Origin of the sequence: Streptomyces gilvus (assembly GCF_022513565.1) — a bacterium.
GTDB classification, from domain to species: Bacteria; Actinomycetota; Actinomycetes; order Streptomycetales; family Streptomycetaceae; genus Streptomyces; species Streptomyces gilvus.
In genome coordinates, this window is sequence record NZ_JAKWBE010000004.1 from 289,369 (window position 1) to 314,167 (window position 24,799).

Below are 24,799 nucleotides of genomic sequence, written 5' to 3' on the forward strand. Positions count from 1 at the left end.
CGGCGGTCAGCCGCATACGCGGGCGCAGCCGAGTTCGCCCAGCATGCCCTCGCGCAGCCGCGCGATGATCCGCTTGATCAGGCGGGACACATGCATCTGCGAGCAGCCGAGCCGTTCGCCGATCTCCGCCTGGGTGGCCTCCTCCACGAACCGCATGTGGATGATCTGCCGGTCCCGCTCGCCGAGTTCGGCCATCAACGGGGCCAGGGACTGAAAGTCCTCCACGAGCCGCAGCCCGTCCTCCTCGACGCCGATGAAGTCGGCCAGCACCGCCTCGCCGCCCTCCGGTCCGTCGCCGGTGAGCGCGGCGTCCAGGGAGGAGGAGTTGTATCCGTTGGCGGCGATCTGGGCCTCGACGACCTCGCTCTCGGAGATGTTCATGAGGGTGGCCAGCTCGGCGGTGGTGGGATCGCGGTCCAGCCGGCTGGCGAGTTCCTCGCGCGCCTTGGCGAGTTCCACCCGCAGCTCCTGCAGCCGCCGCGGTACGTGCACGGCCCAGGTGGTGTCACGGAAGAAGCGCTTGATCTCGCCGACGATGTACGGCAGCGCGAACGACGTGAACTCCACCTCGCGGGACAGCTCGAACCGGTCGATCGCCTTGATCAGGCCGATCATGCCGGTCTGGACGAGGTCCTCCATGTCGTCGCCGCGTCCCCGGAACCGCCCGGCGGCGAACCGTACGAGCGACATGTTCATCTCGATGAGGGTGTTACGAGCGTACTGGTACTCGTGCGTGCCCTCCTCCAGTTCCGTGAGCCGCTGGAAGAACTGGCGGGACAGCTCTCGTGCGTCGCGCGGTGCCACGGACCGGGGCTCGACGATGCCCGGAAGCGGCCCGTCACCCGTGCCGGTCCCGGCGGTCTCCGCTGTGACCTGCGCCTTCGACCGATTCACGGCGGTATTCATTTCCTCTCCCACGGAAGTCGGGGTCCGACGGTCTGTACTACCTCGGGTCCTCGGGATGCGGGTACCCCGGGTTCGGCGGACCATGCCCGCTGCCGATCGGGGTGGCGGAAATTATCACTCCGGGGTCCGGGCGGCCACGACGAGTTCGTGGAGATAGCGCTTGGTGACGGTCCCGCCGAAGCGGGTGTCGATCAGCTGCCGCAGAGACGTCAGCAGGCCCTGGCGGGCCGTGTCGTCGAGTGCCCGGTGGCCCGAGTAGGTCAGCAGGACGTCGACGTACTGGTCGGCGGTGTAGGTGATGTCCTGGGTGACCCGGAGAGGCGCCGGGGTCTCGAAGAGATCGGATCCGTTCAGCTGGGCGGTCTCCGCGAAGACGATCTCGGACGCCGGCTGCAGGCGCAGCCCGGGCGGGGTGGCCGGATCCCAGCGTTCGTAGCACTCCTGGGCCAGCCGGAAGAACTCCTCGGTGCCGCCCGCTACGTGGTCGGTGAGGATCAGGGCCAGACGTCCGCCGGGCCGCAGCGCCCGCGCCGACTTCACCAGCCGGACCGCCGGGTCGATCCAGTGGAACGCGGTGGCGCACACCACCAGGTCGAACGGCTCGTCCGGCAGCTCCCAGCGCTCGAAGTCCGCCACCCGCACGTCCACCCGGGGAAAGCCGCGCAGGCGCCGCCGGGCCACCTGTGCCATGGCGCCCCCGAGTTCCACGGCCGTGATGCGGCAGCCCGACCCGGCCAGCGGAAGGGTGAGTTGACCGGTGCCCGGACCGATCTCCAGGACCCGGCTGTCCGGGCCGAGGTCCGCGGCGCGCGTCAACTCCTCGACGAGGGCGGCCGGGTAGCGCGGCCGTGCCCGGTCGTAGAGCTCGGCGACCTCGTTGAACGTCTCCCGCAGCACCTTCATCACGCCCTCCGCTCCTGGGATTCCACCCAGGGCAGAATGCCGGTCCCTTCCCATCGCGGCGATCGAATTTAGTCTGAGGGGGTGAGCAGCCGAACGCCCAACGAAGCCCGTGTCATTCCCCTGCGCCGTCCGCAGGACGGACGTCCCGCGGCCTCGCCGCCGCGCGAGGCGGCCCCGGCGGCCCCCGCGCTCAGGGAGCCGCTCTGGCGTGACCTGGTCGGGGACGTCCTGCGCCGCGAACGCCTAGCGCAGGAGCGCACCCTCAAGGACGTCGCGGACGCCGCCCGGATCTCCATGCCCTACCTCTCCGAGGTGGAGCGGGGCCGCAAGGAGGCCTCCTCGGAGGTCCTGGCGGCCGCCGCCCACGCCCTGGGCCTGGGCCTCGGCGACCTGCTGTCGCGGGCGCAGGGCGAGCTCACCCGGCTCGCCGGCCGCCGGCACGGCCGCAGCGGGGCCACGCCCGCCTCGCCGTACAACGGGCTGTGCCTGGCCGCCTGACCGCGGCAGCGGGCCGGCGCCTCAGACCGCGACCAGGCGCCGGCTCAGCACCTCGTCGGCCAGGCCGTAGGCCACCGCCTCCGCGGCGGTGAACACCTTGTCGCGGTCCATGTCCGCGCGCAGGGTCGTGATGTCGTGGTGGGTGTGGCGTGCCAGCACCTCCTCGATCTGCGAGCGGATCCGCACCATCTCCTTGGCCTGCAGGGACAGATCGGAGACCGTGCCCTGCCGGCCGGCGCTGGCCGGCTGCCCCAGCAGCACCCGCGCGTGCTCCAGCACGAACCGCCGCCCCGGATCGCCGCCCGCCAGCAGGACGGCCGCGGTGGAGGCCGCCTGGCCGACGCAGAACGTCGAGATCGGCGCCTGGACGAACGCCATCGTGTCGTAGATCGCCATCAGCGAAGTGACCGAGCCGCCCGGGGAGTTGATGTAGATCGCGATCTCGTGCTCGGGGGCCGCCGACTCCAGATGCAACAGTTGCGCGATGACGACGTTGGCGACGCCGTCGTCGATCTCGGTGCCGAGGAAGATGATCCGCTCCGACAGCAGCCGGCTGAACACGTCGGAGGAGCGCTCGCCGTGCGCGGTCCGCTCGACGACGTACGGAATCGTGTAGTTGCCCATGTCACAGCCCCATCCGTCGCTTGGCGGCGGCCGGGCGGACGTCCGCGAGGGAGTCCAGGACCCGGTCGACCATGCCGTACTCCCTGGCCTGCTCGGCCGTGAACCAGCGGTCGCGGTCGCCGTCCCGGGAGATGGTCTCCGGGCTCTGCCCGGTGTGCTCGGCGGTGATCCGCTCGATGGTCCGCTTGGTGTGCTCCAGGTTCTCCGCCTGGATCTCGATGTCGGCGGTGGTGCCGCCGATCCCGGCCGAAGGCTGGTGCATCATGATGCGCGCGTTGGGCAGGGAGTACCGCTTGCCCTGCGCGCCGACGCTGAGCAGGAACTGGCCCATGCTGGCGGCGAAGCCCATGGCGAGCGTGGAGACGTCGTTCGGGATCAGCCGCATGGTGTCGTAGATGGCGAGGCCGGCGTGGACCGAGCCGCCCGGGCTGTTGATGTAGAGGCTGATGTCGGTGCGCGGGTCCTCCGCGGACAGCAGGAGCAGCTGGGCGCAGACCCGGTTGGCGGAGACCTCGTCGACCTGGGTGCCGAGGAAGACGATCCGCTGCCCGAGCAGTTGGGCGGCGAGATGGTCATCGAAGCGGCTGGGCGGGGTGTCGCCCTCCTCGGCGCGGGGCGCGAGCGGGGTGAGGGGAGTCATCGGTTCTCCTGTCGAACGGTGATGCCGTCGACTCCACTCTTGGCCCCCGGCGGCGCCTCGATGCGGTTTCTCTGCCCGCGGCAGATTCGCCACCGGCAGAGCCCGCCCTCAGCCCTTCTCGCGCAGCTGCCGGAAGAACGCCCGCACGTCGCCGACCAGCAGGTCGGGCTCCTCCATCGCAGCGAAGTGCCCGCCGCGGTCGAACTCGGTCCACCGCACCAGGTTCTCGGTGCGCTCCGCCTTGTGCCGCAGCGGGATCTGGGGTTCGGCCGGGAACAGGGCGAGTGCGGTGGGGGCGGTCGACGGCTCGGTCTGCAGGGCGACCCGGCCGGTGGCGTGGGCGCGCTCATAGTAGACGCGGGCGGCGGAACCGGCCGTCCCGGTCAGCCAGTACAGCATCACGTTGGTGAGCATCCGGTCCCGGTCCACGGCCTCCTCCGGCAGCAGCCGGGAGTCCGTCCACTCGTGGAACTTCTCGACGATCCAGGCGAGTTGACCCACGGGGGAGTCCGTCAGCGCATAGGCCACGGTCTGCGGCCGGGTGGCCTGCAGGACGGCGTAGCCGGTGCCCTCGCGCGACCACTCGCTCCACCGGCGCCACGACAGCAGCGCCCGCTCCTGCTCCTCGGTGTCCAGCTCGTCCAGCTCCTCCTGCGTCGGCTCGGTGCTCTGCTGAGCGCCCGGCAGCAGGTTGAGGTGGACGCCGATCACCCGGTCGGGATGGGCGCGTCCCAGTTCGCGGGAGATCGCCGCGCCCCAGTCGCCGCCTTGGGCGCCGAAGCGCTCGTAGCCCAGGCGGCGCATCAGCTCGGCCCAGGCGTCCGCGATCCGGCCCGCCTCCCAGCCGGTGTCCGTGGGCGGCCCGGACAGCCCGAACCCGGGAATGCCGGGGACGACGACATGGAAGGCGTCCGCCGGGTCGCCGCCGTGCGCGACCGGGTCGGCGAGCGGGCCGACCACGTCGAGGAACTCCACGATCGATCCCGGCCAGCCGTGCGTGATGATCAGCGGGGTGGCGTCCGGCTCGGGGGAGCGGACGTGCGCGAAGTGCACGGTCGAGCCGTCGATGCTGGTGGTGAACTGCGGCCACCGGTTCAGCTGCGCCTCGGCGGCCCGCCAGTCGTAGGTGTGGCGCCAGTGGTGGACCAGCTCGCGCAGGTAGTCGGCCGGCACGCCGTACGCCCATCCCGTGCCCGGCAGCTCGTCCGGCCAGCGGGTGCGGTCCAGGCGCTCGTGGAGGTCGTCGAGGTCGTGCTGCGGGATGTCGAGACGGAAGGGGCGGACCGTGTCCGTGGGGGATGACGTCATGTGCGGAGCCTAGGCGGGGGTCACGGCAGGGCCATATGGATTAATCGGCCGCCCCACCGATGAGTTCCGCGGCCAGGATCGGTCGACAGAGGTGACCGCGTTCCACGCCCCAGGAGGTGCTCATGACCACCGACGGATTCACCACGTGTCTCTGGTTCGACGGACAGGCCGAGGAGGCCGCGCACTACTACGTCTCGATCTTCAAGAACTCCAGCATCGGCCGCGTCGGCCGGAACGTCGAAGGGGGAGCGGGCCCGGTCGGCTCCGTGCTGGCGGTGGAGTTCACCGCCAACGGCCAGAAGTTCGTGGCGCTCAACGGCGGCCCCCAGTTCACGTTCAACGAGTCGGTCTCCTTCCAGATCTTCTGCAAGGACCAGGAGGAGATCGACTACTACTGGACCAAGCTCACCGAGGGCGGCGGCGAGCCGGGCCCCTGCGGCTGGCTCAAGGACAGGTACGGCCTGTCCTGGCAGGTCGTCCCGGACAAGCTGATCGACATGATCAGCGACCCGGACCAGGAGAAGGCCTCCCGCACCACCAAGGCGTTCATGGCGATGTCCAAGTTCGACATCGCGGCCCTGGAGAAGGCCTACGCGGGCGAGTGACGGCCGGTCAGCGCTCCCCCGCCTGTCGTATCACCCGGGTGACCTCCCGGGCCATGCGCAGGATGCCGGGGGAGCGCACCGGGCACGGCCTCGGCGTGGACGTCGTGGGGACCAGGCAGAAGTGCAGGTAGTCCGAGCTCAGATGGAGGGCGGTACGGTCCTGGTCCGGCTGGGTGCAGTAGTCGGGGTGCGCGTGTTCGTAGGCGGTGCACGGCAGGTACTGCGCCCAGGTGTAGCGGGCCCCCGCCGGGCTGACCGACGCGCCCGCGTCGGCGACAAGGTCGTCGGAGGCGGCGGCCTGCTGCTCGTACATCTCGTTGACGCGGCGTACCCGGTCCGGGGTGATCGGATCCGGTCCCTGCAGCACCCACACGATCCTCGGGCGCTTCGCCCCGCCCGCCTCCGCGATCTGCTCGGTGAGCCTGCGCAGGTCGGCACGGTAGCGGGTGAAGTACCGCTGCTGAGAGGCGTTGTAGCTGATGCCCTTCATGCACCACGTGAAGGCCCAGGCGTTGCCCCAGAACTGCATCACCACGTAGTCCGGATGCCGCGCCCGCACCAGCGCGGCGGCCTTGTCGGCGTCCGGCACGAGCGAGCGCGCCCCGGTGCCCTCCAGGTAGTCGCAGAGCGTGGTGCCCGAGTACGGGGCGCTGGTGTAGGTCGCGTTCAGGTCGCCGCGCAGCTGCTGCCCCAGGACGTTCTGGGCCTCCATCGCCAGTGAGTCGCCGAGGTACAGCACCTTGGGGGCCACGGCCGGGCGGCCGGGGGAGGCGGGGGCCCGCTGGTGGGTCGTGGTGGCGCTCGCGCCCGGTACGGCGGGGGAGGGCGGCGGGGCCTGCGGGGCGGACGACGGGTCGGTGCACCCGCCGAGCAGCAGCACGCCGGCCAGCGACACCCCCACGATCCACGGTTTCCGCATGCAGCAACTCCCGCCCCGGCAACCGAAAACGGTTCCCCAGGCAAGCACAGGAGGGCGCAAGGGGGAAGACACGGGGGTGAGTTCAGGCCTGCCCGAGCCGTTCGAGAAGGTCCAGCAGCTCGGCGAGCGGCAGCGGTTTGGCCAGGTGGGCGTCGAAACCGGCCGCCCGGGACAGGGCGCGGTCGGTGCCCCGGCTGAACCCGGACACCGCGATCAGGCGCAGTCGGTCCCCGCCCGGCCTGGCGCGCAGGGTACGGGCGACCGTGTAGCCGTCCATGTCCGGCAGCCCCAGATCGCACAGGACGGCGTCGAAGGGCTCCATCCCGGCGGTGGCGAGGGCGTCCGCGCCGGTGTGCACGGCGGTGACCCGGTGGCCCTGGCGTTCCAGCAGGGTGCGGTAGGTGGTGGCCAGGTCCGCGTTGTCCTCGACGATCAGCAGGGAGAGACGGCCGGGTACGGCCGGGCGGGCGGTCGTGGTGCGCCGCGGCCGAGGGGCCGTCGCGTTGGTCGTCGGCAGCCGTACCGTGAAGGTCGCGCCCGTTCCGGGGCCGTCGCTGTGGGCGGCGATCCGGCCGCCGTGCAGCTCCACCACCGTCCGCGCCACCGCGAGCCCCAGTCCCAGGCCCTCCGGGGTGTCGGGGCCCGCCGGGGCGGCCCGCATGAACACCCCGAACAGCTCCTCCGCCTGCGCGGGCGCGAAGCCGATGCCGTCGTCGCGGACGGTCAGCAGGGCCGTGCCGTCCTCGACCTCCAGGCCCACCTCGGTGTGTCCGCCGGGCCGGGTGTACTTCAGCGCGTTGGACAGCAGGTTGGTCAGCACCTGGGCCAGCCGCAGGCGGTCGCCGTCGATCATCACCGGCTCGGGCGGCACGACGACGCCCAGGGTGCGGCCCTCGTGTCCGAACACGCCCCGGATGTCGGCACAGGCGCCGTCGACGACCGAGCGCAGGTCGACGGGGTCGCGCACCAGCTCCAGACGTCCGGTCACCGCCCGGGTGCCGTCCAGCAGGTCGTTGCTCATCCTCGCCAGCGTGCCCAGCTGCCGCTCCAGGACCGACAGTGCCGGATGGCCGTCGGGCAGGTCCAGGGCGAGCAGCTCGGTGGCCGCGGTGGCGGCGGCGAGCGGGTTGCGCAGTTCGTGCGAGAGCGTGGCGATGAACCGGTCCTTGGCCCGCTGCTCCTCCCGCAACCGGCGTCCGGCGGCGTCGAGTTCGGCGTTGGCCCGGCTGAGCTGCTCGTTGACCTCGCGGATCTCCCGCGCCCGGACGAACAGGTCGATCTCCATGCCCTCGGCCCGCATCTGCGCCTCGGCGACGGCCCGTCGCTGCTCGCGCCCGACCCGGCGCAGATGCACGAAGTCCGTGACGTCCTCGACCCGGTGGATGATGTGGACGACCCGGCCGTCGTCGTCCAGGACCGGTGTGTTGACCGGGCTCCAGTAGCGCTCGGCGAAGACGCCCTCCTCGCCGGTGGGGATGTCGTAGCGCTGCAGCGCCATCGTGTCCGGACGGCCGGTCGCCGCCACCGTCTCCAGCGAGCGGCGCAGATTGGCCACGCCGTCGGCCGAGGGGTCGTCCGGATTGTCGGGGAAGACGTCGAAGATCGGCCGCCCCACGATGTCGCGCCGCGTCCGTGTCGCCGTCAGATACGCGCGGTTGACCTCGACGATGGTGAAGTCGGGGCTCAGGACGAGCAGCGGGGACAGCGTGGCGTCGAACAGGCGCCGGAAGTCAGGGGCGTCGGGCATGGTCGGACCTCCGGGCCGAGGCGGGTCGCTCACAGGTCGAGGCGGTAGCCGTAGCCGCGGACGGTCGTGATCCGGGGAACGGGGGCGGGCATCGCCGCGAGCTTGCCGCGCAGCCGGTACACGTGCTCGACCACGGTCGCCGGCTGCTGCCAGGACGAGCCCCAGATCCGCTCCAGCAGCTGCTCCGCCGAGAAGACCCGGCCGGGCGCCTCGGCCAGCATCTCCAGCAGGGCGTACTCCTTGGGACGCAGCGTCAGCGTCGTGCCGTCGACGGAGGCCTGGCGGCCCGCGCTGTCGATGAGCAGGGAGCCGACCCGGAGCAGAGTGGGCGCCTCGGGCGGCTGCGAGCGGCGCAGCACCGCGTGGATACGGGCCACCAGCTCCCGCTGCGAGAACGGTTTCACCAGGTAGTCGTCGGCGCCGATCTCCAGTCCCGCCACCCGGTCCGCCTCCGCGCCGCGTCCGCTGACCACGATGACCGGCAGCCGGCTGCTGGAGCGCAGCGCCCGCAGCAGTTCGAGGCCGCTGCCGTCGGGCAGCCCCAGGTCGAGGACGGCGAGGTCGATGCCGCCCTCGTGCAGAGCGGCCTTTCCGGCGCGCGCGTCCATGGCCCAGGAGACGGTGAAGCCCGCGCGCTCCAGATAGGAACGGCACATCAGTGCGAAGTCGGGGTCGTCCTCGATCAGCGCGAGACGCGGTCGCACAACGCATCACCCGGACTGTCTGCCGCTCGCTCGTTGTGCAGCTCATGAGCGGGCGTTGATGCCCCGACCATGTGGCGAAGGTAGAACAGGAGCAGCCCACGGTTCAAGGGGGAGCCGCCCGGGGGGAGTTCCGGCGCGGTCCCGTGTGCGGTGCGGGGATGTGTGTCACCACCGCCGCACGGGCCCGCGCCGGGACGCGGATCAGACGCGGTCCGCGGCGATCAGCAGGTACTGGAAGCTGCCGTTGCGGTACGCGGACAGGAACGTGTCCTCGATGCCCGTGACCAGGTGTTCCGCCTCGCGGCGCAGTTCCCAGTAGGGGATGGTGTCGGCGGTCAGGTCCTGGACGTGGACCGGGACGAGACGGTGGCGGGCCATCGCCCGGAAGTACTCCGAGCGCGGGTGGATGTCGCAGATGTAGTGGGCGTTGATCAGGGACACCTCGCGCGAGGCACGCCCGTAGGCGTCGTTGTAGCAGCCGGTGATCACCACGTAGCGTCCGCCGCGGCGCAGCAGCCGCGCGTGCTCAGCGAACAGCAGGTCCAGTTCGACGTACATGGTCGACTCGTTGTTCCACGACGCGGCGTAGGCGCCGGTTTCGAAACCGGTGTCGAGCATGTTGCGGTGGTGGTAGCGCACCCTGTGGTCGATGCCCCGCTTGCGGGCCTGTTCGTCCGCGAAGGCGGCCTGCTTGGCGGAGATGGTCACGCCGTCGGCGTGGCAGCCGTAGCGCAGGTTCGCCACCACGCTGCCGCCGCCGCGTCCGCAGCCGGCGTCGAAGACCCGGTCCTCCGGGGTGAGCGGGCCGAGATGGGCGGCGAGGAGTTCGGCCTGGGCGTGTTCCAGCCGGTGCAGTTCGGCGGTGATCCGCTCACGGCGCAGCGCCGGGTCGCTCTCGTCGAGCACGGAGCGGTCGGCGGCGCCGACGCCGTAGTGGTGGTGGTAGAGGTCGTCGAGCCGGCCGAGTTCGAGGTTGACCGGGTTCTCCTCGGCGTTCCAGTAGTCCGCCACGCGGTTCTGGTACGTGGACTGGGTCGGCAGCGGGACGTTCCTGGTGTCGGCGGGGGCGATGGTCAACGCTGTCTCCTCGTGGTCTTGCTGATGGTTCATCGGGGTGGCGCCTACCAGTAGTCGGGAAGGTGGTAGCGGTGGGTGTTGGTGGCGTGCCACTCGTGGTTGCCGGCCACCCAGTCGGACAGACTCCGGGCGTAGCGCTCCACGAGCGGGGAGGTGGCGGACAGGGCGGCGGACTCGTCCTCGAACGCGGTCATGATCTCGTTGTGGATCTCGACGGCCCGGAGATAGGCGGCCTTCAGCCCGCACCGCTCGTTGGCGGCGACGACCTGCGGCAGGTTGAGGTGGTCGGGGTCGCTCGCCAGTTCCTTGGTGAAGGAGTACAGGTCGTTGACGATCGTCGTGGCGTTGCAGGCGAGCGCGGTGATCCGCTGGATCTCGGGGCGGGCGTAGACGGCTTCCGGCAGTTCGTAGCCGTCCACCGCGTCCACGATGGACAGACAGGGGCGGAAGTTGTTGAACTGCCGCATCACCAGGTACTCCCAGACCCGCGGCACGTGCCGGGTCTCCATCCAGGCGGCCTCCGCGAGATAGCCCAGGTGGAGACGGGCGATGTCGTGGACGAAGCGGCCGGTCTGGCTGGGGGTGGCGAAGGCGGCGTAGTCCGTCATGGCCCAGTGGTACGAGCGCAGCGGGCCGTCGGCCTGGACGCCCTCGCGCCACTCGGCCTCCAGGGCGGGCGTGCCGTGGTACGGGTCGATCGCCGACTGGGCCAGGACCAGCGGCCCGCCGAGTCCGCGGCGCGCTCCGCCGCGGCCCTCGTCCTCCTCGCAGTAGCAGCTGTCGACGAGGTTCTCGGCGAGCAGCAGCTGCCCGGCCACGGTCAGCCGCTCCAGGTCGGCCGCCCGCGGATGCTGGAGCACGACGGCCCGGCCGAACTGGAACCCGGAGAAGTCCCCCTTCCAGGCGGCCGGGAACAGCTCCAGGCCGCGGGCCCAGGCCTCCAGCCTGCGGTCGATCTCCGCGGCCTTCTCGGGATCGGCGGGGGCGACCGGACGGTACTTGAGCCCGGGGATCGCGCCGCCGCGCCGGGTGCGCACGGTGCGGGCCAGGTTCGGCGGCCCCGGCAGGGACGGGACGCACGTGGGGGTGCTCATCGCGTGCTCCACCCTCAGTCGGCCGTCCGGCCGATCTGGACGTTCTCCAGGATCCCCGCCGCGTCCGGCACGAGGATGGCGAGCGAGTAGTAGGCGGTGACCAGGTAGCTGATGATCGCGGCCGCGTCGATGCCCATGAACCGCACGTTCAGGCCCGGCTGGTACTCCTCCGGGATGCCGGTCTGGAACAGGCCGATCACGCCCTGGTCGGACTCGCCGGTGCGCAGCGCGATGATGCTGCTGGTGTGCCGGTCGCTGACCGGGATCTTGTTGCAGGGCAGGATCGGCACCCCGCGCCAGGCGGGGATCTCGTGCCCCTCCACGTTCGCCGTGCCCGGTACCAGCCCGCGGCGGTTGCACTGGCGGAAGAAGGCGGCGATCGCCTTGGGGTGGGCGAGGAACACCTTGGTCTTGCGGCGCATGGCCAGCAGCTCGTCCATGTCGTCCGGTGTCGGCGGCCCGGTGAAGGTGCTGACGCGCTGTCCGTAGTCGACGTTGTGCAGCAGCCCGAACTCCCGGTTGTTGACCAGCTCCCACTCCTGGCGCTCGCGGATCTCCTCGATGGTCAGCCGCAGTTGCTGCTCGGTCTGGTTCATCGGGTCGTTGTAGAGGTCGGCGACCCGGGTGTGCACCCGCAGCACGGTCTGGGTGAGCGACAGTTCGTACTCCCGTGGGGCGAGGTCGTAGTTGACGAATCCGCCGGGCAGCGTCGGTTCGCCCACGTGGCCCGCCTGGACGGGGACGTCGGCCTCGCCCTTGCGGTTCATCGGCAGCTTCTGCCGCTCGGCGAACGCCTGGAGGTGGGCGGCCAGCGACGGCACCCGGTCGGTGAACTCGGTGACGACGTCCCAGGTCAGCGCAAGCAGCACGCCCGCCGTCTCCGCGCGCACCGAGCTCAGCCACAGCGGGTCCGACTGGCCGATGGCCTCGTCGCCCATCTGGTCGCCGTCGACGACGACTCCGGTGATCTCCTCCTCGCCGTACTTGCCGGCCGTGTACCGGGTGAACCTGCCGTGCACCACCAGGTAGGCCTCGGTGACCGGTTGGCCGGCCTCGAACAGCACCTGTCCGGCGCGCACTTCGCGGACCCGGAAGCGGGTGGAGATCTCCTTGAGGACATCGATGTCGGAGTAGCCGCGCAGCACCGGCAGTTCGGTGAGCGTCTCGGGGATGACCTTGATGTCGTTGGCGCCGTTCTGCTCGAACTGCACCCGGCCGCGCCCGATCTTCAGTTGGAGGCGCCGGTTGACCCGGTAGGTGCCGCCCCGGACGTCCACCCAGGGCAGCGCCTTCAGCAGCCAGCGCGAGCTGATGGCCTGCATCTGCGGTTCGGACTTGGTGGTCGTGGTGAGCCGGCGTGCCGCCTGGGTGCTGAGGCTGGTGAGCTGCGGTTCGCCGGGATCGTCGGGGGCCGGGTTGTCGGTGGCGCTTTCGGGGACGGACACATTCCCTCCCTGAACAGGGGTGTGCGGAGTGGTCGCTGAGAAGGACGTGAAGGCGGTGGCTGACAGGAACGCACCGCGTGTACAAGGCAAACAGGGATGGCGGTGGCCCCGGTACGGCGTGCGGGGGGCGGTTTCGTGGACCGGAGGGGCGCATACCGCTTCCCGTCCCGCGGGATGCCTCGCACGCGATCCCGCGCGGGCGTGTGAGCCGTGCGCCCCCTTTTCGAAGACGGTGTTCAGGACAGGTCGTTGACCAGCACCGCCGCTCCGTCGAACCGCCCTGCCTTCAGGTCCCGCAGGGCCTGGTCGGCCCGCGTCAGGGGATAGGTGTGGGTGGTGGCGCGCACGCCGTGCCGGGCGGCCAGGGCGAGGAACTCCCGTCCGTCCGCACGGGTGTTGGAGGTGACGCTGCGCATCTGTTTCTCGTAGAAGAGGTCGGTCTCGTAGTGGAGCGGCGGGGTGTCGCTGAGGTGGATGCCCGCGACGGAGAGGGTGCCGCCGCGGTCCAGGGCCCGCAGCGCGACCGGGACCAGGTCGCCGACCGGGGCGAACAGGATCGCGCTGTCCAGCGGCTCGGGCGGCATCGCGTACGCGTCGCGCGCGGAGGCCGCGCCGAGTTCGAGGGCCAGCCGCTGTGCCGCGCTGCCCCGGGTCAGGACGTGCACGGTGGCGCCCTCGGCCAGGGCCAGCTGCGCGCACAGATGGGCGCTGCCCCCGAAGCCGTACAGTCCGAGCCGGCCGCCCGGCGGCAGCGCGGCCCGGCGCAGCGCGCGGTAGCCGATGATCCCGGCGCACAGCAGCGGCGCGAGCGCCACGTCGTCGAGGGCTGCGGGCAGCCGGTGGGCGAAGGAGGCGGGCACCGTCGTGTACTGCGCGTAACCGCCGTCGGCGTCCCAGCCGGTGTAGCGCGAGGCGGGACACAGGTTCTCGGCACCGCGCGAGCAGTACGCGCAGCTGCCGTCCGTGCGCCGCAGCCAGGCCACGCCGACCCGGTCACCGGCGGTAAATCCCTCGACCGCCGCTCCGACCCCGGCGACCACGCCCACCACCTCGTGCCCCGGGGTCACCCCGGGCCGGTGCACGGGCAGATCGCCCTCGGCGACGTGCAGATCGGTCCGGCACACCCCGCACGCGCGCACGTGCACGAGCAGTTCGTCGTCGGCGGGCTCGGGGACCGGCTTCTCGACGAACCGGAGACCCTCCTCCTCGACCGGCCCCGGAGTCACCACCGACCACGCGCGCATCGTCCCGTTCGTCATCCCGCACCCCGTCCGTCACCTCGACAGCCCGCCGGAAGCCTCCCCGACCAGTCTGGAACGGACCCCGGCGTTCGGCGCGCGCTTCGACCGGCGGATGGCTAGCGTGAGGAAACGGACCATCCGCCTATTCGGGAGAGGGCCGCAGCCATGGCCGTACAACCTGAGGGAACCCCCTGCTGGGCCGACGCGATGTTCAGTGACGTCGAGGGAGCCAAGAGCTTCTACGGAGACGTCCTCGGCTGGACCTTCGGCGAGGCGTCGTCGGAGTACGGCAACTACACCCAGGCCTACTCCGACGGCAAGGCGGTCGCCGCCGTCGTACCGCCGATGCCCGGCCAGGAGGGCCAGTCGCAGTGGTGCCTGTACTTCGCCTCCGCGGACGCCGCCGCGACGGCCGCCAGGATCCGGGAGAACGGCGGCGAGGTGCTGATGGAGCCGATGCAGGTCGGCGAGTTCGGCACCATGTGCATCGCCCGTGAGCCCAGCGGCGCGGTCTTCGGCCTGTGGCAGGGCGGCACCCACGAGGGCTTCGAGGCGACCGCGGTACCGGGCGCCTACGGCTGGGCCGAGGTCTTCACCCGCGAGCCCGAGCGGACGGACGCCTTCTTCAGCGCCGTCTTCCCGTACACGGCCCAGCGGATCGTCGACGAAGCGGTCGACTTCCGCATGTTCAACCTCGGTGACAAGACGGTCCTGGGCCGCATGCGGATGGGCGAGGAGTTCCCGCCGGAGATCCCCTCCTACGTCAACCTCTACTTCGTCGTCCCCGACTGCGACGACGCCGTCGCCAAGGCGACCAAGCTCGGCGGCGTCCTGCGCTTCGGACCGATGGACAGCCCCTACGGCAGGTTCGCGGCCCTCAGCGACGCGCAGGGGGCGAGCTTCTCGGTGATCGACATCACGCGCACCGAGGGCGAGATGCCGCGGACCGAGGACGTCTCCTAGAGGGTGCCGGGAGGCCCCGTCCGCCGTGGCATGATCGAGCCCATGCGTGAACGTGTGGTGGCCGCCTGCGACGGGGCCTCGAAGGGAAACCCGGGACCTGCCGGCTGGGCGTGGGTGGTCTCCGACGACTCCGAGGCCCCGGCCCGCTGGGAGGCCGGCCCGCTGGGCAGGGCCACCAACAACGTCGCCGAACTCACCGCGCTGGAACGCCTGTTGGCGTCGACCGACCGGGACGTCCCGCTCGAGGTCCGGATGGACTCGCAGTACGCCATGAAGGCGGTCACCACGTGGCTGCCCGGCTGGAAGCGCAACGGCTGGAAGACGGCGGCCGGCAAACCGGTCGCCAACCAGGACCTGGTGGTGCGCATCGACGAGCTGCTGCAGGGCCGCTCGGTCGACTTCCGTTACGTGCCGGCCCACCAGGTCGACGGCGACCCGCTCAACGACTTCGCCGACCGGGCCGCGAGCCAGGCGGCGACCGTGCAGGAGCCGGCGGGCAGCGCACTCGGCTCACCGGAGCCGCCGGCCTCGCCGGACACCCCGAAAAAGACCGCCGCCCCGCGCCGGAAGCCCGGTGGGGCCCGGCAGGGCGGCGGCTCGTCGTCCCGCACGATCAAGGCGAAGTTCCCCGGCCGTTGCCTGTGCGGCCGGTCCTACGCGGCCGGGGAGCCGATCGCCAAGAACGCGCAGGGCTGGGGGCACCCGGAGTGCCGTACGGCGGAAGCCGGTTAGGGCCTGTTCCAGGTTTCCCGTCTGCCCCGCGACGCCCGCCCTTCGGGCGGACGACGGGAAACCGTCAGACGACCACGCCGCGCCACTCGCCGGTCTCCTGGCCGCGATCCTCGATGAACTGCTTGAAGCGCTCCAGGTCGCCCTTGGTCTGCCGCTTCACGAACCCGAGCTTGTCGCCGACCTTCTCGGTGACGCTGTCGGGCTGGAACTCCATCTGCAGCATGACCTTGGTGTGGGTGTCGTCGAGGCGGTGGAAGGTCACCACCCCGGCCTGCTTGGCCTCCCCGGAGACCGTGGTCCAGGCGACCCGCTCGTCCGGGATCTGTTCGGTGATCTCCGCGTCGAACTCCCTGTGGACCCCGTTCACACTGGTCACCCAGTGGGTGAGCGTGTCGGTGCGCTGCTCGATGCGCTCGACGCCGTTCATGAACTCCGGGAACGTCTCGAACTGCGTCCACTGGTTGTAGGCGGTGTGCACCGGGACGCCGACCTCGATGGATTCCTCGACCTGCGACACGGGTGAACCCCTCCTTCGTGCTCAGACGGTTGCGTGCGGGCCGGGTACCCGTGACCCGCGCGGCGAACCTCCGTTGAACGGCTGCCCGCCACAACTTGGGTGAATGGCCATTCACCGGCTATGGTGAATGGCCATTCACCCCTTCTTTTCCGCAGCGTCACCCGGGAGTGCCGATGGGCCAGCCAGTACCGATAGCCGAGCCCTCCACCGCGAGGGCCCTGCGGGACCGGTTCACGATCCCGGTGCTGGCGTTCGGCGGCATCCTCATGGCCGTCATGCAGACGGTGGTCGTGCCGCTGCTGCCCGACCTTCCCCGGCTCACCCACTCCTCGGCGGGCGCGGTCTCCTGGACGGTCACGGCCACCCTGCTGGCCGGAGCAGTCCTCACCCCGGTCCTCGGCCGCGCCGGCGACATGTACGGCAAGCGCAGGGTGCTGACGGCGGCGCTCGGCCTGATGACCGTCGGCTCGGTGATGTGCGCCCTGTCCTCCGACATCGCCGTACTGATCACAGCCCGTGCCCTGCAGGGCGCCGCCGCCTCCGTCATACCGCTGTCGATCAGCATCCTGCGCGACGAACTGCCCCCCGAGCGCCGGGGCTCCGCGGTGGCCCTGATGAGTTCCACCGTCGGCATCGGCGCCGCCCTCGGCCTGCCGCTGGCCGCGCTGGTCGTGCAGTACGCCGACTGGCACACCATGTTCTGGCTGACCAGCGCCCTGGGCGCGCTCGGCGCGACGGGGGTGTGGTGGGCGGTCAGGGAGTCGCCGGTGCGCGAGCCGGGCCGGTTCGACGTGGCGGGCGCACTGGGCCTGGCGGCCGGGCTGGTGTGCCTGCTGCTCGGGGTCTCCCAGGGCGGTCAGTGGGGCTGGGGGAGCGCACGGGTGGTGGGCCTGTTCGCCGGCTCCGTCGTCATCATGGCGCTGTGGTGGTGGCAGCAGCTGCGTGCCGAACGGCCGCTGGTCGACCTGCGGCTGGTCGCCCGGCCCCGGGTGGGCCTGTCCCACGTGGCGGCCCTGCTCACCGGATTCGCCTTCTACGCCAACTCCCTGGTGACCGCCCAGCTGGTCCAGGCGCCCAAGGCCACCGGATACGGCCTCGGGCTCTCGATCGTGCAGACCGGTCTGTGCCTGCTGCCCGTCGGCGTCACCATGCTGCTGCTCTCACCCGTCTCGGCCCGCATCTCCGCGGCGCGTGGTCCGCGGATCACGCTCGCGCTCGGGGTCGCGGTCATCGCCTGCGGATATGCGGTGCGCATCGCCGACAGCCGCGACCTGTGGATGATCATCCTGGGCGCGACGGTCGTGTCCACCGGCACCACTCTCGCCTACTCGGCCCTGCCCACCCTGATCCTGCGCGCCGTACCGGCCGAGCAGACCGCCTCCGCCAACGGCGTCAACGTCCTGATGCGCACCATCGGCCAGGCCACCTCCAGCGCCGCGATCGCCGCCGTCCTGGTGCACCACACCAGCCCGGTCGGCGGGCTGCCGGTGCCGACCCTGCACGGCTATCTGCTGGCGTTCGTGATGGCGGGCGCGATCGCGCTGGCCGCCGCGGCGACGGCGCTGACCATCCCGGGCGACTCCGCCGACGGCGGGACGCGCCGGGCCCGTGGCCGCACCCGGGGCGCACGGGAGGCGCTGGAGGGAGCTTGACTTCCTCCCCCGCCTAAAGGCGGGGGATTCCAGCGGTCGCCCGCTGGGGTTCCTGCTTCACCGACGACCGCCCCGTCCGGGAGGACTCCCGTTGAGGTCTTACACCGTCTCCACAGGCAGACGCCGCCAGCCCGGCGGCCAGGATGTTGCGTGCCGCGTTCACGTCCCGGTCGTGCACCACGTCGCAGTGCTCGCACGTCCACGCGCGGACGTTCAACGGCAGCTTCACCGCAACCGTGCCGCAGTTCCCGCACAGCTTGCTGGAGGGGAAGAAGCGGTCGATCACGACGAGTTCGCGCCCGTACCAGGCGCACTTGTACTCCAGCATCATGCGCAGGTCCGTCCAGGCCGCATCCGAGATGGCACGCGCCAGGCGGCCGTTCTTCAGCAGGTTGCGGACGGTGAGGTCCTCGATCACGACCACTTGGTTCTCGTGGACGAGTCGAGTCGAGAGTTTGTGCAGGAAGTCCCGGCGCCGGTCGGCGATCCGCGCATGGATGCGGGCAACCTTCCTGCGGGCCTTCTCGCGGTTCGCGGAGCCCTTCGCCTTGCGCGACAGCTCCCGCTGCGCGCGGGCCAGCCGGGCACGGTCACGGCGCTCGTGCCGGGGGTTGGTGATCTTCTCCCCGGTGGACAGGGTCACCAGCGAGGTGATCCCGGCGTCCAGGCCGACCGTGTTCACCGTCGCCGGGGCCGGGGCGATGGTGTCCTCGCACAGCAGCGACACGAACCAGCGGCCCGCCGCATCCCGGGACACGGTCACCGTGGTCGGCTCCGCACCCTCGGGCAGCGGACGCGACCAGCGGATGTCCAGGGGCTGCGCCATCTTCGCCAGTGTCAGCCGCCCCTCGCGCCAGGTGAAGGCGCTGCGGGTGTACTCGGCCGACGCACGGGACTTCTTCCGCGACTTGTTCCGGGGGTACTTCGCCCGCCTGGCGAAGAAGTTGACGAACGCCGTCTGCAGATGACGCAGCGCCTGCTGCAGCGGAACGGAAGACACCTCCGTCAGGAAGGCCAGCTCCTCCGTCTTCTTCCACTCCGTCAGCGCGGCCGACGACTGCACGTAGGAGATCCGGCGCTGCTCGCCGTACCAGGCCCGGGTCCGCTCCTCCAGCGCCTTGTTGTAGACGAGGCGGACACAGCCGAACGTGCGCGACAGCTCCGCCGCCTGCTCGTCCGTGGGGTAGAAGCGGTACTTGAATGCCCGCTTGACCTGCCGCGTCATACCTCACACCATATCAGATTCTGTGTGAGCGGTCGGTGTCGGTCGGTGGACCGGGTACGCCGGTCCGCCCTGGCGGCGAATCGGCTTTCCCTGCCCCGCTCCGCAGGAGCTTCGTTTCCTTCCCCGGCTGAAGCCGGGGGTATCCACAAAGGAGAGACCCGATGAGTGCCGTGAGCACTCCCCCCACCGCCTCCGCTCCCGCCCGCCGCGACGCGGAGGCCACCAAGGCGGCCATCCTCAAGGCCGCCCGCCATCTGCTGGCCCGGCACGCGCACGCCGACATCACGCTGAAGGCGGTCGCCGAACGCGCCGGTGTCAGCGCGCCGTTGATCCTGAAGTACTTCGGCAACAAGGACGCCCTGTTCGCCCGGGTGATGTCCTTCGAGGCCGACGCGGACGCCCTGCTGGACGCCCCGCTGGAGGACCTGGGCCGGCACATGGTGCGGCTGGTCCTGTTCGGTCAGTCCCGGCACGGCGCCGACCCGCTGCTGCGGATCGTCTTCGCGCCCCTGCACGGCGAGCAGGGCGACATCCTGCGTGCCAACTTCCGCACCCAGGTCACCGAGCGCCTCACCGCCCGCCTCACCGGCCCCGACGCGGGCCTGCGCGCCGAACTCGCCGTCGCCGCCCTGCTCGGCCTCGGCGTGCTCTACGGCATCGCCCGCGGCGCCCACGTCCGGTCGGCGGACCTGGACGACGTGGTCGCCCGGTACGCCCCCCTCGTACAGCAGCACCTCACGCCAGGAACCCCGCCGCCGCGGCCGTGAACACCCGCGGATCGTCGAGCCACGGGAAGTGCCCGGCGCCGGACACTTCGACGAACTCGGCCTTCGGGAACAGGCCGGCGAGTTCGCGGACGGCGGGTGAGGGGGAGTTGAGGTCGACCTGCCCCGCCAGGACGAGCGTCGGTGCGGTGAACCCGGCGATGGCCGCGCGCGTGGCGTCCGGGTCGAAGGCGCGGTCCGCGGCGAAGACGGACGCCGCCTGCTGGTTCTTCTGGGCGGCTCCGGCGGCGTGGTGGGCGCGTGCCGTCTCGTCCCAACGGCCGTACAGGAAGGGCGCGACGGCGTCCCAGCTGCCGGCCGTCGCGCGTCCGGCCGTGATGTCCCGCAGGGCCGCGAAGGCGACCGGGAACCACGGCTCGTCCTGCCTGAGCCGGGCCGTGTGGCGCCGGGTCTCCGGCGGGACCGCGATGCCGACGGCCGACATGCTCGGCGTCACCAGCACCAGCCTGGCGACGCGGTCCGGGTGGCGGGTGGCGTACAACAGGGCCGGGTTGGTGCCGGCGGAGTGGCCGAGGAGGTCCATGGTGTCGAGGCCGAGGTGTTCGCGCAGGGCCTCCACGTCGTCGACCAGACGGTCGCAGCGGTAGGTCGCCGGGTCCTCGGGCAGGGCGGACTCACCGGTGCCGCGGAAGTCCAGCAGCACCAGCCGGCGGTGCTCGGACAGGCCGCCGAGGTCGCCCAGATAGGCGGACGCCTGCATCGGGCCGCCCGGCAGACAGACCAGCGGCGGGCCCTCCCCGCGGACGTGGTAGGCGAGTTCGGTCCCGTCGGGCGCGGTGAGGGCAGGCATGATCGGCAGCCTCGCAGCGGCGCCCGTGGGGGGGCAACCGGTTAACGCGGCAGCCGGCCGAGGAAGGCGTTGCCGAAGACGCGGTGCGGGTCGAGGCGGTCCTGGATCCCGGCTGCCCGGCCCCACGCCGACTCGCCGAACGAGGCGGGCATGTAATTCACACATGCCGCACCGGAGCGGCCGGTTCCGCGCACCGGTGTCACGGATGACAGACTGACGTCATGGACGAGCGCACTTTCGGCAGGTCGCATCAGCACGCATCCGTCGTCGGTCTCGGGACCTGGCAGCTGGGCGCCGACTGGGGAGACGTCGACGACAAGGAAGCCCTCGCGGTGCTGGAGGCGGCGGCCGAGTCGGGGGTGACCTTCTTCGACACCGCCGACGTCTACGGCGACGGGCGCAGCGAGCAGACCGTCGCCGCCTTCCTCGCCGGCCGGCCGGACCTGCACGTGCTGGTCGCCACCAAGATGGGCCGCCGGGTCGAGCAGCTCCCGGAGAACTACGTCCTCGACAACTTCCGTGCCTGGAACGACCGTTCGCGGCGCAACCTGGGCGTCGACCGCATCGACCTGGTCCAGCTGCACTGCCCGCCCACGCCCGTCTACTCCACCGACGAGGTCTTCGACGCCCTCGACACCCTGGTCGAGGAGGAGCGGATCGCCGCGTACGGGGTGAGCGTGGAGACCTGCGCGGAGGCGCTGACCGCGATCGCCCGGCCGGGTGTGGCGAGCGTGCAGATCATCCTCAACCCGTTCCGCATGAAGCCGCTGCGCGAGGTGCTGCCGGCCGCGCGGGAGGCGGGCGTCGGCATCATCGCCCGCGTGCCGCTGGCCTCCGGGCTGCTGTCGGGCAAGTACACCAAGGACACCGTCTTCCCCGCCAACGACCACCGCACCTACAACCGGCACGGCGAGTCCTTCGACGTCGGCGAGACCTTCTCCGGCGTCGACTACCCGACCGGTGTCGAGGCGGCCGCCGAGTTCGCCGCCCTGGTGCCCGAGGGGTACACCCCGGCCCAGCTCGCGCTGCGCTGGATCGTCCAGCAGCCGGGCGTGACCACCGTGATCCCCGGCGCCCGCTCGCCCGAGCAGGCCCGCGCCAACGCGGCCGCGGCCAAGCTGCCGGAGCTGTCCGAGCAGACGCTCGGCGCGATCCGCGACCTGTACGACCGCCGGATCAAGGACCAGGTCGAGGGCCGCTGGTAGATCCCGGCGAACCGGTCACGGCTGACCGGGTCACGGCTCCAGGAGCAGCTGCCACTCCTGCTCCTGGTCGCCGGAGACCGAGCCCTGGTCCTGGGCCGTGAAGGCGTGGGCGAGCGACTCGCGCGCCATGGACACCGCCTCCGGGGCGCCCTGCACGGTCACCGTCACCGCCCCGGACAGATGGCCCGGGCCGCCCGCCGCGGGCTCGGCCGCCCGGTCCGCCGGATCGTGTTCGAACCGCGCCGTGTGGACCGTGACGTCCTCGCTCGTGGGCGGTTCCTCCTTCGCCTGCCCGAAGGCGGGCTCCAGGACCCGCACGACCGCACGCGCGTCGGCGGCGGTGGCGCCGCTGAGGGTGACCGTGAGCTCGGTACCGGACATGGGCGTCGGATCCCTCCGCTGGTCGTCGTACACCATGGCCTCCGTGTAACCGCGCCGTGATCGCCCAAACAGCGGTGGTTCGTCCCGGGGACGATCAGTCGCGCGCTTTGCGGGAACACGGAAGACGACGGTGTCCGGGTCGAACACGCCGGGAGGAACAGTGCCGGCCACGGAGAACGAGTCAGGTGTGAACGAGTGGGGGCGGCACGAGACCGACGAGGAGAGGGCCGACCGCAAGTGGGGTGAGCTGATCCAGGAGGTCAGGGTCGCCCAGACCGGGGTGCAGATCCTGTTCGGCTTCCTGCTGACCGTCGTGTTCCAGCAGAAGTACGCGTCGCTGGAGGACACCGACAAGACCATCTACATCGTGACCGTGGTGCTGGGCGCCGCCGCGACCGGGGCGCTGATCGGGCCGGTCTCCCTGCACCGCCTGGTCTCCGGACAGCGGGTGAAGGCCGAGGCGGTCGAGTGGGCCTCCCGGATGACCTTCGTCGGCCTGCTCCTGCTGCTGGCCACCATGACCTCGTCGCTGCTGCTGATCCTGCGGGTGGCCACCCACAACGAGGCCGTGCCGTGGATCGTCACCGGAGTGGTCGCGTGGTACGCCCTGTGCTGGTTCGTGGTCCCGCTGTGGACCCGGCACCGTCGTACGAGGAAGTGAGGCCGAGCGCGTCGAGCTGCCGGTCGTGGCGGCGGGAGAGCAACCCCTGGGGGCCAGGAACTCAGCCCTTCGCGCCGCGCAGTGCCGTCAGGCAGCCGGTGATGGCCTGCTGGAGCTCCTCCAGGCGCTGGACCATGTCGTCCTCGACGAAGTCCTGGACGTCGTCGAAGGTGAGCTCCTCGAAGGCCTTCGTGGCCTTCTGCAGGCTGCTGTAGAACTTCGTGCGCCGTTCCTGGACGCGCAGTTCGGGATCGGCCTCCACGGCCTCGGCGACCAGGGACTTCATGGTGTCGTAGGCCTCGGTGGCCCAGTCGCCGGTGTCCTCGTCGTCCTCCAGCTCGTCGATGAGCGACAGATGCCGCTCGGCCTCCTGGCGCAGATCGGCCGGGGCGTCGATGGTCTGCCCCGCGGGCGTCCTGACCTGGCCGGACTCGGCGATCTGGCGCACATAGCCGATCCGGTCGGCCGACCTGCTCTCGCTGGCGACGGCCTTCTTCAGATCGTCCGTGCGGACCACGTCCCGCGCCAACTCGGCCTGCAGTTCCGGGTCCTCGCGCACCCGGTCGAGCAGCGCCCGGCGGGCCGCACGGGCGGTGGAGGGGTCGGCGAGGATCGCGGCGCGCAGCGCGGTGGGGTTCTCGGCGACCTCCAGCGCCTTGGTGGGCCGGATGCCCTCGGCCTCGGCGACCTCGGCGATGGCGGTGCCGCGCTCGGAGGCGCCGCTGTTACGGGAGACGTAGTAGCTCAGCCACACGTCCGCGTCCGGCAGCTCCACCTCCTGGCCCGGCGCCAGCGCCTCGAAGTGCGGCACCATGCCGTCGTCGGCGGCCCGGTCCCAGGCCTTGTAGTAGCGCATCACGCGCTCCGAGGAGCAGCCCGCCAGTTCCGCGAACTCCTTCGCGGACACCTTCGCCGTCTCCTGCGCGCCCTGACCGCCGGGCCGTACGCTGCGTGCCACCATCAGGCCGAAGGCCCATCCCCCGGTTCGCGCGTAGACCCCGAACTCGCGCGCGTCCCGCGCCACGAGGTCGGACAGGGGCGCGGCGGACGGCTCGGACGTCTCGGCGGGGTCGATCGCCAGGGTCACCGATGACTCTCCTGTGCAGAGCTGGTCGGACTGCGGACGTGCAGACCGGCAGCCTATACGCACCCGTTGACGTGGCTTTGAGAGGCGTCGGTGGTGGTGACGCGCCGCCGCGTCAGGCGAACGCGTCCCGCAGCGCGGGCAGCAGCGTCTTCTCCGCCCAGTCCAGATACGCCGGCTGCGACTCGCCGCCGATCTGCACCAGCGCGATCTCCCCGAACCCGGCCTCGGCGTACGGTCGTACGGCCTCGACGAAGTCCTCCGGGTCGTCGCCGCACGGGATCGACTCGGCGACGTCGTCCGGCGTCACGAACTGCGTCGCCGCCTCGAACGCGTCCGGGTGCGGCAGTTCGGAGTTGACCTTCCAGCCGCTGCCGAACCAGCGGAACTGGGAGTGGGCGCGCTTGATCGCGGTGTCCCGGTCGGGGTCGTAGCAGACGGGCAGCTGACCCACCCGCGGCTTGCCCGCGCCGCCGTGCCGGTCGAACGACTCCAGCAGCCCGGCCTTCGGCTCGGTGGCGATCACCAGGTCGGCGAGCCGGCCCGCCAGCGCGCAGGACTGCTCGCCGGAGACGGCGATACCGATCGGCGGCGGCTCGTCCGGCAGGTCCCACAGCCGGGCCGACTCCACGTCGAAGTGCGTGCCGCGGTGGTTGACATGGCCGCCCTCGAACAGCGCCCGGATGATCTCGACGGCCTCCTCCAGCATCTCGTGGCGTACGTCGACCGACGGCCAACCGCCGCCCACCACATGCTCGTTGAGGTTCTCGCCGGCGCCGAGTCCGAGCCGGAAGCGGCCTTCGGACAGCAACTGCAGCGTCGCCGCCTTCTGCGCCACGATCGCCGGGTGGTAGCGGACGGTAGGACAGGTCACATAGGTCATCAGCGGAATGCGCGAGGTCGCCTGGGCCGCCGCGCCCAGTACGCTCCACGCGTACGGCGAGTGACCCTGCGAGCGCAGCCACGGGAAGTAGTGGTCCGAGGTCACCGAGAAGTCGTAACCGGCCTGCTCGGCCCGCACCACCTGGTCGACCAGTTCACGAGGGCCGGCCTGCTCGGTCATCATCGTGTATCCGATTCGCACCATGACGCC

26 protein-coding genes are annotated in these 24,799 nt (G+C 71.4%); 8 read left to right on the forward strand and 18 right to left on the reverse strand.

What is annotated here, in order from left to right:
* Positions 1-6: 6 nt before the first annotated feature.
* Complete coding sequence (locus tag MKW14_RS09735; RefSeq protein ID WP_240861124.1) at positions 7-906, reverse strand: RNA polymerase sigma factor SigF; 900 nt, start codon at positions 904-906, stop codon at positions 7-9.
* Between the two features lie 114 nt (positions 907-1,020).
* Entirely contained in the window at positions 1,021-1,803 is a 783-nt protein-coding gene (locus MKW14_RS09740) for a class I SAM-dependent methyltransferase (protein WP_374116551.1), read from the reverse strand.
* Positions 1,804-1,890: 87 nt separating this feature from the next.
* Here MKW14_RS09740 and MKW14_RS09745 point away from each other — a divergent pair, with 87 nt between their 5' ends.
* Positions 1,891-2,307 carry a helix-turn-helix domain-containing protein gene (locus tag MKW14_RS09745; RefSeq protein ID WP_240861126.1) on the forward strand — a complete coding sequence of 139 codons (417 nt, stop codon included), beginning with the start codon at positions 1,891-1,893 and terminating at the stop codon, positions 2,305-2,307.
* Positions 2,308-2,328: 21 nt separating this feature from the next.
* Here MKW14_RS09745 and MKW14_RS09750 read toward each other — a convergent pair whose 3' ends face one another.
* From MKW14_RS09750 to MKW14_RS09760, 3 genes are all read right to left on the reverse strand, one after another.
* Entirely contained in the window at positions 2,329-2,931 is a 603-nt protein-coding gene (locus MKW14_RS09750; RefSeq protein WP_240861128.1) for a ClpP family protease, read from the reverse strand.
* Between the two features lies 1 nt (position 2,932).
* The gene (locus MKW14_RS09755) at positions 2,933-3,571 is read right to left on the reverse strand and encodes an ATP-dependent Clp protease proteolytic subunit (protein ID WP_240861130.1); all 639 of its coding nucleotides are present in this window, start codon (positions 3,569-3,571) and stop codon (positions 2,933-2,935) included.
* Between the two features lie 108 nt (positions 3,572-3,679).
* Positions 3,680-4,879 (reverse strand): epoxide hydrolase family protein, encoded by a 1,200-nt coding sequence (locus MKW14_RS09760; RefSeq protein ID WP_240861133.1) that lies wholly within the window; start codon positions 4,877-4,879, stop codon positions 3,680-3,682.
* 122 nt (positions 4,880-5,001) lie between these two features.
* Here MKW14_RS09760 and MKW14_RS09765 point away from each other — a divergent pair, with 122 nt between their 5' ends.
* Complete coding sequence (locus tag MKW14_RS09765) at positions 5,002-5,484, forward strand: VOC family protein (protein WP_133048666.1); 483 nt, start codon at positions 5,002-5,004, stop codon at positions 5,482-5,484.
* Positions 5,485-5,491: 7 nt separating this feature from the next.
* Here MKW14_RS09765 and MKW14_RS09770 read toward each other — a convergent pair whose 3' ends face one another.
* The 7 genes from MKW14_RS09770 to MKW14_RS09800 form a co-directional block, all read right to left on the reverse strand.
* Positions 5,492-6,403, reverse strand: a complete 912-nt coding sequence (locus MKW14_RS09770) for an SGNH/GDSL hydrolase family protein (RefSeq protein ID WP_240861135.1) — start codon at positions 6,401-6,403, stop codon at positions 5,492-5,494.
* 82 nt (positions 6,404-6,485) lie between these two features.
* Complete coding sequence (locus tag MKW14_RS09775; RefSeq protein ID WP_240861137.1) at positions 6,486-8,150, reverse strand: ATP-binding protein; 1,665 nt, start codon at positions 8,148-8,150, stop codon at positions 6,486-6,488.
* Positions 8,151-8,179: 29 nt separating this feature from the next.
* A complete protein-coding gene (locus tag MKW14_RS09780; protein ID WP_240861139.1) occupies positions 8,180-8,854 on the reverse strand; it encodes a response regulator transcription factor in 675 nt (224 codons plus the stop codon).
* A 201-nt stretch (positions 8,855-9,055) separates the two neighbouring features.
* Entirely contained in the window at positions 9,056-9,931 is an 876-nt protein-coding gene (locus MKW14_RS09785; RefSeq protein WP_240861140.1) for a geranyl diphosphate 2-C-methyltransferase, read from the reverse strand.
* 44 nt (positions 9,932-9,975) lie between these two features.
* Positions 9,976-11,025, reverse strand: coding sequence for a family 2 encapsulin nanocompartment cargo protein terpene cyclase (locus MKW14_RS09790; protein ID WP_240861142.1), 1,050 nt, complete (start codon positions 11,023-11,025; stop codon positions 9,976-9,978).
* A gap of 14 nt (positions 11,026-11,039) precedes the next feature.
* Complete coding sequence (locus MKW14_RS09795; RefSeq protein WP_240861144.1) at positions 11,040-12,470, reverse strand: family 2B encapsulin nanocompartment shell protein; 1,431 nt, start codon at positions 12,468-12,470, stop codon at positions 11,040-11,042.
* Positions 12,471-12,706: 236 nt separating this feature from the next.
* Entirely contained in the window at positions 12,707-13,714 is a 1,008-nt protein-coding gene (locus MKW14_RS09800; RefSeq protein WP_240861304.1) for a zinc-binding alcohol dehydrogenase family protein, read from the reverse strand.
* A 162-nt stretch (positions 13,715-13,876) separates the two neighbouring features.
* On the opposite strand from MKW14_RS09800, the gene MKW14_RS09805 reads away from it, so the two are divergent.
* Both MKW14_RS09805 and MKW14_RS09810 read left to right on the forward strand, forming a co-directional pair.
* Positions 13,877-14,674 (forward strand): VOC family protein, encoded by a 798-nt coding sequence (locus MKW14_RS09805; protein WP_240861145.1) that lies wholly within the window; start codon positions 13,877-13,879, stop codon positions 14,672-14,674.
* A 30-nt stretch (positions 14,675-14,704) separates the two neighbouring features.
* Entirely contained in the window at positions 14,705-15,406 is a 702-nt protein-coding gene (locus MKW14_RS09810; RefSeq protein WP_240861147.1) for a ribonuclease H family protein, read from the forward strand.
* A gap of 64 nt (positions 15,407-15,470) precedes the next feature.
* On the opposite strand, the gene MKW14_RS09815 is transcribed toward MKW14_RS09810, so the two are convergent.
* A complete protein-coding gene (locus MKW14_RS09815) occupies positions 15,471-15,923 on the reverse strand; it encodes an SRPBCC family protein (protein ID WP_240861149.1) in 453 nt (150 codons plus the stop codon).
* Between the two features lie 173 nt (positions 15,924-16,096).
* Here MKW14_RS09815 and MKW14_RS09820 point away from each other — a divergent pair, with 173 nt between their 5' ends.
* Positions 16,097-17,575, forward strand: a complete 1,479-nt coding sequence (locus MKW14_RS09820) for an MFS transporter (RefSeq protein WP_240861151.1) — start codon at positions 16,097-16,099, stop codon at positions 17,573-17,575.
* A gap of 13 nt (positions 17,576-17,588) precedes the next feature.
* Here the strand turns inward: MKW14_RS09820 and MKW14_RS09825 are convergent, their stop codons facing one another.
* Positions 17,589-18,800, reverse strand: coding sequence for an RNA-guided endonuclease InsQ/TnpB family protein (locus MKW14_RS09825; RefSeq protein WP_240861153.1), 1,212 nt, complete (start codon positions 18,798-18,800; stop codon positions 17,589-17,591).
* Between the two features lie 161 nt (positions 18,801-18,961).
* Here MKW14_RS09825 and MKW14_RS09830 point away from each other — a divergent pair, with 161 nt between their 5' ends.
* The gene (locus tag MKW14_RS09830) at positions 18,962-19,567 is read left to right on the forward strand and encodes a TetR/AcrR family transcriptional regulator (protein WP_240861155.1); all 606 of its coding nucleotides are present in this window, start codon (positions 18,962-18,964) and stop codon (positions 19,565-19,567) included.
* Here the strand turns inward: MKW14_RS09830 and MKW14_RS09835 are convergent.
* Positions 19,536-20,375, reverse strand: coding sequence for an alpha/beta fold hydrolase (locus MKW14_RS09835; protein WP_240861158.1), 840 nt, complete (start codon positions 20,373-20,375; stop codon positions 19,536-19,538). The genes MKW14_RS09830 and MKW14_RS09835 overlap by 32 nt on opposite strands.
* A 221-nt stretch (positions 20,376-20,596) precedes the next feature.
* Between MKW14_RS09835 and MKW14_RS09840 the strand changes: the two genes are divergently transcribed.
* Positions 20,597-21,580: an aldo/keto reductase gene (locus MKW14_RS09840; RefSeq protein ID WP_240861160.1), complete on the forward strand. Its 984-nt coding sequence runs from the start codon at positions 20,597-20,599 to the stop codon at positions 21,578-21,580.
* A gap of 30 nt (positions 21,581-21,610) precedes the next feature.
* On the opposite strand, the gene MKW14_RS09845 is transcribed toward MKW14_RS09840, so the two are convergent.
* Positions 21,611-21,961: a hypothetical protein gene (locus tag MKW14_RS09845; RefSeq protein WP_240861162.1), complete on the reverse strand. Its 351-nt coding sequence runs from the start codon at positions 21,959-21,961 to the stop codon at positions 21,611-21,613.
* 160 nt (positions 21,962-22,121) lie between these two features.
* Between MKW14_RS09845 and MKW14_RS09850 the strand changes: the two genes are divergently transcribed.
* Positions 22,122-22,622, forward strand: a complete 501-nt coding sequence (locus MKW14_RS09850; protein ID WP_240861164.1) for a DUF6328 family protein — start codon at positions 22,122-22,124, stop codon at positions 22,620-22,622.
* 61 nt (positions 22,623-22,683) lie between these two features.
* Here MKW14_RS09850 and MKW14_RS09855 read toward each other — a convergent pair whose 3' ends face one another.
* Both MKW14_RS09855 and MKW14_RS09860 read right to left on the reverse strand, forming a co-directional pair.
* On the reverse strand, positions 22,684-23,709 hold the full coding sequence (locus MKW14_RS09855; RefSeq protein ID WP_240861166.1) for a hypothetical protein: 1,026 nt from the start codon (positions 23,707-23,709) through the stop codon (positions 22,684-22,686).
* A gap of 112 nt (positions 23,710-23,821) precedes the next feature.
* A complete protein-coding gene (locus MKW14_RS09860; protein WP_240861168.1) occupies positions 23,822-24,793 on the reverse strand; it encodes an LLM class F420-dependent oxidoreductase in 972 nt (323 codons plus the stop codon).
* Between the last annotated feature and the right edge of the window lie 6 nt (positions 24,794-24,799).